At 24.8% G+C, this 13689-nt stretch carries 11 protein-coding genes; 3 read left to right on the forward strand and 8 right to left on the reverse strand.

Features of this window, described 5'->3' with window-relative positions; all coding sequences use genetic code 11:
- Positions 1-6: 6 nt before the first annotated feature.
- The 8 genes from dptH to ACTG44_RS17520 form a co-directional block, all read right to left on the reverse strand.
- Complete coding sequence (gene dptH / locus ACTG44_RS17485) at positions 7-3978, reverse strand: DNA phosphorothioation-dependent restriction protein DptH (RefSeq protein WP_169469077.1); 3972 nt, start codon at positions 3976-3978, stop codon at positions 7-9.
- Complete coding sequence (gene dptG / locus ACTG44_RS17490; RefSeq protein ID WP_479920940.1) at positions 3959-5380, reverse strand: DNA phosphorothioation-dependent restriction protein DptG; 1422 nt, start codon at positions 5378-5380, stop codon at positions 3959-3961. The genes dptH and dptG overlap by 20 nt, the downstream gene beginning before the upstream one ends.
- Positions 5368-7179 carry a DNA phosphorothioation-dependent restriction protein DptF gene (gene dptF / locus ACTG44_RS17495; protein ID WP_169470060.1) on the reverse strand — a complete coding sequence of 604 codons (1812 nt, stop codon included), beginning with the start codon at positions 7177-7179 and terminating at the stop codon, positions 5368-5370. Before dptF ends, dptG begins: the two co-directional genes overlap by 13 nt.
- A 425-nt stretch (positions 7180-7604) precedes the next feature.
- Positions 7605-7877 carry a DUF6809 family protein gene (locus tag ACTG44_RS17500; RefSeq protein WP_479920941.1) on the reverse strand — a complete coding sequence of 91 codons (273 nt, stop codon included), beginning with the start codon at positions 7875-7877 and terminating at the stop codon, positions 7605-7607.
- Positions 7878-8125: 248 nt separating this feature from the next.
- Positions 8126-9463, reverse strand: a complete 1338-nt coding sequence (locus ACTG44_RS17505; protein ID WP_479921706.1) for a replicative DNA helicase — start codon at positions 9461-9463, stop codon at positions 8126-8128.
- Between the two features lie 9 nt (positions 9464-9472).
- Entirely contained in the window at positions 9473-10177 is a 705-nt protein-coding gene (locus ACTG44_RS17510) for a hypothetical protein (protein ID WP_021407451.1), read from the reverse strand.
- A 60-nt stretch (positions 10178-10237) separates the two neighbouring features.
- The gene (locus ACTG44_RS17515) at positions 10238-10552 is read right to left on the reverse strand and encodes a hypothetical protein (protein WP_003433761.1); all 315 of its coding nucleotides are present in this window, start codon (positions 10550-10552) and stop codon (positions 10238-10240) included.
- Between the two features lie 3 nt (positions 10553-10555).
- The gene (locus ACTG44_RS17520; protein ID WP_009891540.1) at positions 10556-10756 is read right to left on the reverse strand and encodes a helix-turn-helix transcriptional regulator; all 201 of its coding nucleotides are present in this window, start codon (positions 10754-10756) and stop codon (positions 10556-10558) included.
- A gap of 137 nt (positions 10757-10893) precedes the next feature.
- On the opposite strand from ACTG44_RS17520, the gene ACTG44_RS17525 reads away from it, so the two are divergent.
- From ACTG44_RS17525 to ACTG44_RS17535, 3 genes are read left to right on the forward strand one after another with little or no spacing between them, the layout of a single operon-like run.
- Entirely contained in the window at positions 10894-11667 is a 774-nt protein-coding gene (locus ACTG44_RS17525; RefSeq protein WP_225532654.1) for a helix-turn-helix domain-containing protein, read from the forward strand.
- Between the two features lie 56 nt (positions 11668-11723).
- Positions 11724-12476, forward strand: coding sequence for a Fic family protein (locus ACTG44_RS17530; RefSeq protein WP_479920942.1), 753 nt, complete (start codon positions 11724-11726; stop codon positions 12474-12476).
- On the forward strand, positions 12466-13632 hold the full coding sequence (locus ACTG44_RS17535; RefSeq protein WP_479920943.1) for a tyrosine-type recombinase/integrase: 1167 nt from the start codon (positions 12466-12468) through the stop codon (positions 13630-13632). The genes ACTG44_RS17530 and ACTG44_RS17535 overlap by 11 nt, the downstream gene beginning before the upstream one ends.
- The last annotated feature ends 57 nt before the right edge of the window (positions 13633-13689 follow it).

The raw sequence follows: 13689 nt of genomic DNA on the forward strand, positions 1-13689 counted from the left end.
GCCACTTCAATCATAATCTTTTGTTTTATTTAGCTTAACATCAGGATCTAAAATAACATTTTTACCCATATTTTGTATACCTATTGTACTATCTAAATACTTATTTATAAGCATTTCTTGTATAACAAAATCACTCTTTCCTCTAATATACTTCTCCTTCATTTCCTCTAAATCCATTACTATATTATTATATCCTTCTTGTTCTGAGAGATTTAGTATAGTTATATTATCTTCTTTACCTAAATTCCCATTATAATAAGTTCCCTTTTTAAATGATATTACAGCTCCTCTTCCTATAAATTCATCTAAATCATTACTTATCTCATAATTATCATTCAACAAGTTTGTTCTTATATCACTATTTATTATATCATCCCAATTTTGTTCATCCCATATATTATATAACTTCATTTTTTGTGCACTTACTATAGCTAGTTGTATCATAAAATTCCTGTACATAAGCTTTGTAAATTTTTGGGAATCATTTTCGCTTTCAGTCAAGTACTCTTCTATTAAATCTCTTGTCTTATTAGCCTGAATTATTGCCTTTTTTATGACACTTTCATTATTATCTCCAATTTTCACTTCAACAGGATAAAAATATACTTTTATTTTATTATTTTTATTTTCTATCCCAACAAGTAATAAGTCATCTGAATAAGATCCAGTATCTCCTGTTAGTTTCTTAACAGTAAACGGACCACCTGCTTGCTTTAATCCAGCTCCACCAGATACTCTAAGTATTTCTTCAAGAGATATTGGTATCCATATTATATTTGGATGATAAAAATAAGCTAAGCTTATTTTTATAGCTGATAATATGCTTAATTTTTCTCTAGGAAACTGAGATTTACTAGATATAAGCCTTAATAACCAATCTCCATTTATAGCATTGAAATAATTGATCAAATTAGGGACTGTGTCTTCTTCCACTTTAATATCTTTACTATTTAGAAATTCTTCAATTATAAATTTATATTGTTCAGATTTTCTAGTAACTGTTATAGCATCATATCCACTAGATGTTGTATATTGATCACTATAATGTATTATTAATAAGTCATTTGAATTCTCATCATCCTTAAAAAAATTTAAATCCACTTTTGGATCTATAAAAGTAACCCAATGAGATGTCTTATAAATTTTATTTAAAAATGAACTATTGTTTTCACTTATTGATGTTGTCACACTCAGATTATCGTTAAATGGATCTCCAGTTCCTATTGATTTTGTAAGTGAATTAAACTTCATTGAAATATTTAACAGTTCATTTTTAGTTGTAGCCATAAACTTAGATCCAAATCCAGTCCTATAAGTATCTTCTAAATATATTGATGGAACTCCTGCAACCAATCCATTTAATGATACACCTGTTTTTATATCACCCATAGAGCTACTTGTTATATTTACATCCTTATCCATTTGATATAAAGTCAAATGGGAATACTCATATAAATCTGACATTTTATCTTTTTTGTAAAATTTAACTTTATCTCTAAATAAATTTAATACATCTTCTTCAGAGTAATTGTCTACACTCAAATTTACATTAAAATGTTTTTTTATATCATTTATTGAATTATAAAATGCTATTTCTTCAAATGAATTTATAATACTTTTATCTCCATATATATAAATATCTATCGATATTAAGTTATTTATTTCCTCACCTTTCCCTAATTTCTTTACGTAATAATCAAATATACCAAGTAATACTTCTTTACAATCACCTAAATTTATTAGCTTTATCTTCATTACTGATTTACTTATATTCCTAAATAAATATGTAAAATGTTCTATAAATTCATTTATTTTTTCCTTTGTCAATTTAGAGACATAATCTCTAGATCCCTTATATCTACTCATGTCATGATCAACATAGTATGTCCACTCTGGTGAATGTCTTTGATCTACTACCTTATATAAACTATTCTTACCTTTATATATATAGGGCATTAGATACTTCGAGCCCAATAGTTTTAAGATTCCTTCTTTAACTTCTTCATCACCTATAACATTATTTATCATTAATTGGTAAGCCACATTTACTGGATGTAATGGCGTTAAAAATAATTCTTCTTCTTTATCTATTCTATGTATAGTCCCTACCTTAGCTATATTAAGTCGCTCCTTAGATAATACTTTGCCATTTTTTATATCTTCAAACACTTCTAATATAGTATTTATATAATTTTTTGATATGTTAACTAAATCCACATCATAATATGCCAAGCTTGGGATACAATCATTTACTTTATAGTAACTTATAAGGTTTTTGTATGCTTCTTTTATTCTGGAATCTACATCTAATTCTATTATTTTATATTTTTCTTCTGAAATAGTACAATGCATTATATTATTTTCTATGATATATTTTTCTATTTGCAAATTTTCTTTAAAATTTTCTTTTGGAAAATATTCACTAGTACCTTGTACAATTTTACTATTACCTAAATATTTAAAACTCTCCTTTCGTTCTCTCTTTAATTTCCAGGTTTTCATTCCACTTATAGAAATTGGTTGTTCTTTTTCTTCTTGTTTAACTATGGTAATTACAGATTGATCATATACTACATCAATTTTTATAAATTCAACATCTTCTTCCAATTCAACATTAAGTTCTAAATCTAGCCTTTCTTCTTCTTCAAGATTAATTTCATTTTCAAACTCATCTATTTGTATTTTTCTCTCAATTATACCTTTTGGGTTTATTACTATTGTATCATTATCTGTGTTAGTAACTAACATACTTCTTTTTGAATTAATAACAATTCCATAATTACTTTTTATATCATTTAATATATTCTCATCACAAGATACTATACAAATTCTAAATTCATATTTTATTATACCATCATTATATTTAACTTTAGTAAATGTAGTTTCTGAAATATTTATATTTATACTTATATAAGCTTTATTTCCACTTGCTTTTACTTCTGTATATGTTTTAGACATCTTACCTATAGAAAAACTTGTTTTTTCAATTTTCTTATCAAATTTTATGCATAAATTTATAATATCAAGTTTGTCTTTATTAAATAATAATATGTTTTTTCGTTTTGACTTATTTTCAATATCTGGTTTACTCCAAAGCTTTAGGTTTTCAACACATTCTATACATAATAACTCTACCTTATTGTTTTTCATTCTTTCTTGAGATGACTTTATATCTTTATAGGTAGAATACTTCCAATTCTCATCTTTTAAAAGATCTATACCTTTTGAATCAAAATGTTTCTCTAATTCCAGCTTAGGATCTCCATACTGATGTATAGAGTTTACAATAGAAAACAGATTTTCATTATCTAATAGTCTTTCTTTTATTGCCTTGCTACTTTTGTTGTCTAACATATTATCATCATAAAATAATCCAAATTTACTATATTCGCTCTTTTCAATTCTTCCTTTATTTAATATATCTAATATATTTTCATATTGAAATATTGATGAATTATCTTCTAATATGCTTTTATTCATTCTATCAAGTACAAAATAAAGTATATGTTTAATATCTTCTTTTAATTTATCATTTTCTAATTTATTTTGTATGTCCTTTTCTAAAGTTTTTGTATGAAATGGCATACCTTCTTTTTGCAAACTTTCTGTTCCTCTTATTAAACTATCTAATGTCATATTATGTATAAATAATATGGCTGAATCTTTAAATTCATCGCTAGCTACATTTCCTATAAGATTTCTAAGTCTAATTAAAAAATCATTGGTTGTATTATTATTTGAAGCAACTATTAATTGAATACCACTGACATTCATACTAAAAGTCTGATATTTTGATCCATTCATTATATTATATGTAAATGGTCTACTATTACTTTCTTTCTCTAAAACATCATACATAATTTTAACTTGTTCTTCTCTTTCAAACTGTATATTAAATTTATCACCACTTTTTATTTCTCTAGATTCAAAATATTCAACTAGATTTTTAGCTATATATCTATAAAATTGATCTGACATATTGTGCATCCCCACTATCACTCTTTTTTTCTATTATATTTAATTTTTCAAATAACTCTACTACTTTACTTTGAGAATCTCTATCAAAATAAATTCCTCTTTTTTCATATTCTTCAAATAATTCCTTTAATTTTATCTTTGGCTTATTTTTCATACATAATTTTGTCATAAATAACAGTTCTTCTTGATTAATTTTCAATACATTTCCCAATGGCCCTGCTTTTTTTAAAAAATTTAATTTACAATACTCTTCAAATAAATTTTTATACCTCTTATAGTTAGCCTCTCTTGAAGATTTCTTGAACTGATAATCTATTCTTTTATGTAAATCATATATTTCTTTTTTTATGTTATCATTCTTATAACTTGGAGTTTGTTCATCATAATCATCCCATTGTACATCAGTAATTGACTTGACATAAGTATCTTTTATATCTATTATATTTTCATATAACCTAAGTCTTTCATTTTCTGATAGATTTTTTATAATTTTATTTAAATCTACATAATCATACTTACTGATGTCATTATTAGTATTTAATATCTCCAATGTATGAACATGACTAAATAACATTCTAATATGACTTTCTAACTTTTTCCATCCCATTTTATAACTTATCCTTGTTTTAGATGCTTTTTCCCAACTTAAAATAAAATATACTTTTTCAGTTCTATCTTTATCTCCATCAAAAAAGTTAGATAATTTTATTGATAATTGTGATACATAGAAAAAATAATAGTACTTTAATAATCTTTCAAACTCGTTTATAATTAATTCTGGATAATTAAGCATAAATTCTAAATCTTCTTGGAATAATTTAGATACATTTTTACATATACATTTATAAATTGATTCAGATGTCTCTTCATTTTCAAGTTCAGGAAGATTTTTTAATATAATAAGTTCCATAATATTATCAGGTTCATATTCAAAACATTTATTTATTTTATTTTTTATAGTTATATTATCTGTATTATTTAATAAAACATCATATAAAAATCTAGATAATTTTTTATAATAACTATCAGATGGCATATGTATATAATTTAAAAGCTTTGGATGAAATATATACATATTTTCTTCTTCATCCAAAAATAATTCTCTTATTATACTCTCAAGTTGTACACTATCATCAGAAGAATTCACATTTATGTCTTTTATAAGTGACTTTATATCTTTTAACTGTCTTTCTTTTATGTTCATTTTCTTGTTATATACCAACCTACAGAATTCTCCAACACAATACTCAAATCTTTTTACCTTTTCTTTAAGTTTCGATTTTTCTTTATTTGTAGTTGTATATGGGAGTATAACTATGTTTTTGACACTATTATGTCTCGCGATACCTTTATCTATCATATAATTTTGTTTAAAGTATTCTTTATTTATTATAAGTTGCATGCCTTCACCCCATTTACTCTTATAAATTTGAATTTATCGAATTCTTTATCATATGTTAATTTATATTTAGACACAGTATCTCCTAATCTATCTTCTATATATAGTTCTCTGTTTTGATTTCCTAATTTATGTATCTTATTCATAAATACTACGAAATTTATGTAAGTATATTTATCATTATTGTTTGGCGTATATCCATATTTTACTCTCATTAATAACTTATATAAATTAAAATCTATATCTATTGTACAAGTATCTTGATTTTCTTTTTCATCATTTTTATACCCTATCTCTAAACTTGGCTTAAACTTGTGTAATTCTTCCTCACTACATTTTCTTAATTTGCTTAAATCTGGAATTATATTTAGCCTTTGACTTATTTTATATCTCATCTGATTTTTTCCAATGGACATATTTATTCTGTCATCCTGAACACTTCCATTCCAACTATACAAAGCTTCTTTAATATCATCATATAAATTACTTAAATAAGTTTTTTCTCCTTTGTTAAAATGGTATAAATTTCTCATGTAACTTATATATATCTCGTCTCTTAACTGTAAATTATTCTTAGGTATAAATATATGTAGTCTTATAAATGTATTTATTATATTATATTTTAATATTTTCCTACTCATTTCATTCTCTGAAGAATTCAAAGCTGACTCTATTATTTCTCTATTTGTCATAGAACTTTCTAGATAACTGTTTTTACTCAAATTCAGATATTGATTAAATAGTATTGTCATATCTTTTGTATTACTAAGCTTAATGATTATATTGTCTAGGTTTTCTGATGTGATATTTATAGGGTCAATTTTATTTACTGCATTTAAAATATGAGATAACTCACTATGATTATATAAATTAGATACAAATATATATTTTATGAATGCTTCATAATTTAGTTCTTCTATAAACTTAATTAAGTTTTTGTTATTTTTATTATCTAAATCAACATTAACAATAAAATCATATATAAAATTCAAAAGAGACCTTGTTGAAATTATAATTTTATATTTAACTGTAGATTCTATCAATATGTCCACCAAGGTTTCTCTCACTGAGTCTCTCATTAACATTTCATAATTATTTTTAATCGGACATTTATAATTGACAATACAATTTGTACAATTTGTTTTATAACTATTTATAAATATATTTTGATTATCTTCTGCTATTATTTTATTAATTATAGATTCTATATATCTAGATTTAGGTTTATCTGCATTCAAAGTATATATATGATAATCACTAAAATTAACAAAATGAAAATTCGAACTTTTATCATAATCATCTTCTGATATAAATATATTAAGTATTCCTTTATTTTCAACAAACTCTCTTAATTTAGTAAATTTATTAACATATTCTGATTCAAGAAAATTACTAAGTGCCCCTAAATTTATTGCTAATACTAACTTTTTATCTGAATTATCCATTTTCTTATCTGAAAAATCATCAAGTACATCATTAAGTGTATCTATTGATGTTTTATTTGGTTCAAAACTTTCTGTAGCATCATTATGAATTATAAACTTTGACATAATTTCTGGATATTTGTTATTTAAATATGATATTAAATGCGATTTGCCATCTCCTACTCCACCACATACCAATATCAACTCAGCTTTATTAGAATCAGCTGTATATCTTATAATATCAAGTAATTCGTTTTCTACTTGTCTTTTAACATGCATATATTTTTTAAAACTACTAAAATCTGAAATATTTTCTACTGCTTCCTTTGATGATTCTTTTAATTTCTTTAATTCATCTATCAAACAATCATTTGACATAATTTTAAAACTCCTTCTAATATACTCTTTTATACTACACTTATATTATAAATGCTATTTATTTCTTTGAGATCCCTTTATGTAAAAAAAACCATTATTTTATATTATAGTAAATTATAATTATATATAAAGTATAAATATATATAATTTTGTTTGTTATGTAATAGATATATTTATTCTGTCATCCTGAATACATACACTCCTACTATACAAAACTTCTCTAATATAATCATAATTTTGTATTGTATAAAGAGTTAATAACATATAAATATTATAGTGACTATAATAAATTCAAAAAACATCTTAAATTTCAAATATAAAAAACGCATTATATATAGTATACAATGTAATAATAAATTAAAGAGGACATTTTTAATGTCCTCTTTAATTTATTATTATAGAATTAACTTACAAGCATAAGTAAATTAATCCATTAATTCTATTATAAATTTTGCTCCTGCTTTAAATCCAAATTTATAACCAAGTTCCCTTTCAAATTCTATTAATGAATTAAACAAATCATTTAATTCAACCAACACACACTTCTTATCATCTTCTAAACTTTTTTCCAATAACTCATTAATTTTTTTAACCTCTTTCCAACATTCAATATAATACTCATCTTTTTCTAAAATATCTCTATACATGTGTTCATTTATCCAATAATCAAAATATATTTCTATAATTTCATCATACATTTTAGTACCTCCTTGACTTTCATCAAGCACTTAATATATACTTAAGTTGTTAGGTTAGTGTACATTAAGTACCTAATTTATAAAGGTAGTTGTTATATTTATATGGCAACTACCTTTTTCTAATAAGTGTTTAAATCTAAACTCAATATATTTTAATCTATATTACATCTAATTAAGTTTTATATATTTACCATTCAAAACTCCTTGAAACATAATTTATCTATTACTCAATAAATCATGCTTCTTTTTTATATCTCTTGTATCTTCTTACATTCTTCAAAAGAAAACAAATTTCCTATATACCAATATGGCCTAAATCCTGACTCACCATCTCTATTTTTAGCAACAATAATCTCACTTAAATTAGCACCAAAACCTTTTTCTCTTCGTCTCAGCTCTCTTATATCCTCAATTCCCATTGTCTTACAATAATTAAGAGCTTCTTTTTCTGTAGGTCTATGAATATATATAACTGAATTAGAATCCATATATATCTGCTTTGAGCTTCTCATTACTCTATCCCCTTTAGGTCTTTCATCTTTCAATTCATCATTTAATTGAGCAAGCTGAATAACTGGTATATTAAAATCTAAAGTAATCTTTTTTATTTGCCTTGATAAGTCAGCGAATTTAGCTTCTCCTACTTCTTTACCCTCATAATCCAAAATCTGCAAATAATCAATTATTACTAAACTAGGCTTAATATTCTTTATTTCTCTCTTTATTCCTGATACTGTATTTACAGAGTCATTTATATAAAGATTATTTTCTTGATTTATTATGCTTAAAGCTTGTATATATTTGACTATTTCATCATCATTTAGATTTCTATTTTTCATTTTTACAACTGATATTCCAGTCAGTGATGCTATATTTCTAAACAAAATCTGTATATCGCTCATTTCTCCACTTATAAAAAGTACTTTCTTACCTTGAAATATTACATTTCTAAGTATTTGTAACGCCAATGCTGTTTTACCTCTTCCACTTTTAGCTGCTATTGTAGTTAGTTCACCACCATATAAACCTCCTATAGTATCATCTAAGAACTTTATTCCAGTTTTAATACCTTCATTTACTTCATCATTTATATATTCAAAGGCTCTCTCTGATATGGCTGTTATACTTGAATCCTTTTTTATTAATTTCTGATTAGCTTTATTTATATCATTTTCTAACTGATATATAAGGGTATTATCATCTATTTCGCCAAGACTGAATTTATTGAATTTATCAATTATATTTCTATTTTTATATTTTTCAATAACTATACTGACATAACTCATAAAATTTGATACTGTTGGGACTATTGTTGACAAACTGGTAATATAGCTTATACCTCCAATATTATTCAAATGACCTTTTCTCTTTAATTCTTCTGTAAGAGTTATTATATCTATTACTTCATTTCTCTTATTTATTTCTTTTATAGCATTAAATATGTATTTATGTTCCTCATGATAAAACATGTCTTCATTTAACATTTGCTCTAACTCTTCTACTATTGTTGAGTCTAATAAAATGCTTCCTAATATTGATTGCTCTGCTTCTGTATTTTTAATTAAGTTGTTTGAATTATTTATAATATAACCTCCTTACCACTTTAATTGTGAATCATCTGGATTATATATTCCTGTCTCTTTATTTATGACAATTTCCTTGCTATGATAATTGCCCTCTAGTATCTTGGTAAAATTACTTGAATTCATTATCCAATCAAAATTTGCTTTCCATCCTGTATTATTATTTCCATTCAGAAAACTTGTTTTACTAACTATATTTATAACCTCTAATACAGCTTCTTTATCATATTCTCTTATTATTGAATTTATTCTCCTCTTTCTTGTGTCTGTTAGTTTCTTGACCTTTGAAAGTTCAATACAAGTTGAGTTAAATTTGCTTATAATTTCACTATATATAATATTATTTTCATTCTTTATATTCTTGATTGTTGTTGATTGATTGTTAATCGTCTGTTGATTAGGTTGTTGATTTTCTATGTTCTCTTGGTAAAGCTCCCAGTTTTCAATAGTTATGACTATATATTTGTTTGTTGTTTCGTATGTTAGAAAACCAGCATTTTTAAAAACCAACAAACAACTTCTAACCATTTGATAACTAACTCCTTTACCACATCTTTCAGCTATTTTGCTATAAGAAGAAATAAATTGTCCAGACTTTATTTTTATCCTTTTATTATCTATAAAAACATGATTTTCTTTATGACTAGCCATAAGTAATAGAGTTATTAATATTACTTTTCTTTCTGGTTTAATATCTTTCCAAATTGATTTATCCAACAACTCCCTGTAAAGCTTTATCCACCCTTTATTGCTCAATTGCAAACACCTACTTTAAGACTATAACTTGATACCATTTGCATTTTCAATAAACCAATCATCCAATTTGTTTTTTATTATGTATACTCGATTATTTATCCATATACAAGGGAAACCTTTATTTTTAGAATGACATAACTGCCTAAATTTTGATTCTCCTATAGGATAAAGCTTAGATGCTTCTTTACATGTTATAAGTTCAGCTTTATTTCTTTTCGCATTTTCAATAATTTTATATCCTTGCTTTTTTTCTTGTGCTTCTTCTTCATTCTTTACAATAATGTTTAAAGTAGCTTGTAATGTCTTTAAAACTTCTAAATTATTATTCTCTTTCATATTTTACTCCTCCTTACTAAAAAATAATTCTTCTACTGTTGTATCTAAAGCTCTAGATAGTTTAATCATCAAATCATTGCTTGGATTATTAGCCTTACCTGTTTCCAAGTTTGACAAATAATATCTTGATATACCAACTCTATCTGCCAGTTCTTGTTGCTTTAAACCTTTTTTAATCCTAAATATTTTTAAATTGATTCCCATACTTTTTCCTCCTTTTTTCTAGTTTACATTCGTAAACTTTACATTTTAATTATAATGTCGACATATGTGTGCTGTCAATAAGAATATATTATTTTTCTGTTCTCATTTGTGTACTTTTGGGATATACTTTATACGAGGTGATAATATTGCAAATTGGAAAAAACTTAAAAAAGATAAGAAAACAAAAAGAACTAACACAGATTCAACTTGCTGAAATTAGTGGCATCTCAAGAAATGCTCTAATAAATTATGAAAATGATAAAAGAATACCTAGTATAGATACCTTATCAAAACTCGCTAAAGCTTTGAAAATTGAAAAGACTATCTTTTATTTTGATATTGAAAATGAAGTAATGACTAATGAAGATGTTTTATACTTTTTACAGTCTTTATTCCCAGAAGAATACTATTCTTTTGATGAATTTTTAAATGCTATTTCAAATCTTATGGAAGATGATGATATTAGGATTACCTCAAGTTTATTGCTAGGTGCTTGGTCTGATAAAGACCAATATTATAAACTTGGTGAAAAATTAGAACTAAATGAAAATCAAGTTTATAATTGGATACTTTCAGATTGTGTATCTAATACTGAATTAGATTTTTCATTACATCCTGATGATATAAAAGAAATTATTAAAAATGATGTTCTTATAAAACAATCAATTGATGAATTATTAGATATTGGTCTATCAGAAGAAAATATAGAAGCAATCTATGATTACTTTAGTGAGGCAACAGATAATGGGAGTAACATTCGACTAAAAAAGTTAATATCTCAAAAAGAAAATATGACTATTAAAAATAATGATTACTTTAAATTATTACAAGAAAATAATGAATTAAAGGAAAAAAATAAAAAGCTTGAAAATACACTTAAAGAAATAAAAAAACTACTAACTAAAATATAAAAATATATCAATAGTATCTAAAACAATGGTAAAAAACTATGAAAGGAGCTACAATCATGAATAAATCATATATACCAAAATACACACATAAATTCCCTACTAATCTACCTCATGGAGATAAAAAATATACTTTAACATACATTAGAAGAATGATAAGTGAATTTGTATATGATATGAGTAACCTAGAAAATAACCCCTTTACATTCCCAGAAGTACAAACATTACTTGATGGTATAACAGTAGGTGGACATAAATTAAGTGACCAAAATCAAATACTAAATATAAAATCATCATGGGATTATGTAATAAAATTAAGTAACAAAGAAAACTTATCTTTAAATAAAGATACAATTTGCTCTATACATAAAATAGTTGCAAGAGATGAAGCTCTAATCGTTGGAGATTTCAGAAATGGTAATATAGGTATAGCTGGTACCACTCAATATGAGTGCATAGAAGCCACTCTATTAAATGATTTATTTGTAAGTGACATAAGTATCATAAATAAAATAACTAACCCCTTAGAAAAGGCTATAATAATAAATTTATGGTTGTCCTATTGTCAATTCTTTTATGATGGCAACAAAAGAACTGCTAGACTTACCTCAAACCTAATACTTATAAGTAATGATATAGGAGTTCTATCAATACCAGCTAAGCATAAACAAGAGTACAACACATTGATGCTAAACTTCTATGAAACACTAGAAGCTGATGAAGTTATAAAATTCTTATTAGAGAAATGTATTACATTCTTTGATGGATATAACTATAAATCATATAAGGAGCTGTTTAAAAATGGCAACTAAAAGAGCTAATGGAGAAGGCTCTATCGGAAAATATAAAGATGGCTGGCGTTCCCGTATAATGATTGGTTATAATGAAGATGGGAAACCAATAAGAAAAGAATTTTATGGTAAGACTCAAAAAGAAGTTAAAGATAAATTAGATGCTTATAAAAAACAATATTATTTAAGTTCTGATATTTCAGATGATAAAATAACTTTAGAGCATTGGTTTTACAATTGGTTGTTTGAATATAGAATAAAAGATTTAAAACCAAAGTCATTTGAAAGATATGAAAGCATCTATCGTAATTATATTAAAGATACTGATTTAGGCAATGTTAAATTAAAAGACTTAAGAGTATCTCACATACAAAAATATTACAATAGATTGCTTGATTCCAATAAAAGTATACCTACTATAAGGCAAATAAACACTAAACTGAAAACCTGCCTATCAGAAGCTGAAAAACAAGGTCTTATACAACGTAATTATTGCATTATGGTAAATATACCAGTTGAGAAAAAGGAAAATAAGCTTGAAATATTGACTCTTGAACAACAAAAGAATTTTATAAAAGCTATAGATGGTCATAAATTAGAGGTATTATTTTTACTTGCTCTTGGTACTGGACTTAGATTAGGAGAATTATTAGGACTTAAATGGTTTGATATTGATTTTAAGAGTTCTAATTTAACAGTTAAAAGAACTCTTCAAAGAACATATCTTATAGATAAACATGGAAATAGAGAGCTTAAAGTATTAGAACAAGAGCCAAAGACATCAAATTCTTACAGAACTGTGCCTATTCCAAAGGATGTTTTAAATAAGTTGAAAGAACATAAAGTAAATCAAAATACAGATATATTAAAAGCTGGAGAATTATATAGAAATGATAGTTATGTATTTTGCAATGAATTAGGTGTCCCTATCGATGATAAAAGACCTTTAAGAAATTTAAAGTCTATATTAAATAGCTTAAATATAGAGCCTATAAAGTTTCATGGTCTTAGAAAAACTTATGCAACTAGACTTTTTGAGAATGATGTCCCTCCTAAAACTGTACAAGTTTTAATGGGTCATTATGATATATCAATAACTTTGAATATATATACTCAAGTTATGGAAGATAAGAAAGTTGAAGCTGTAGAAAAGTTAGATAAAATATTTTCATTGTAAAGAGCAAATACATAAAAATACTACAAATTTATTAAGTAAATATGAGAAATGAATTGA

It is taken from the genome of Clostridioides sp. LIBA-2809 (assembly GCF_056688965.1).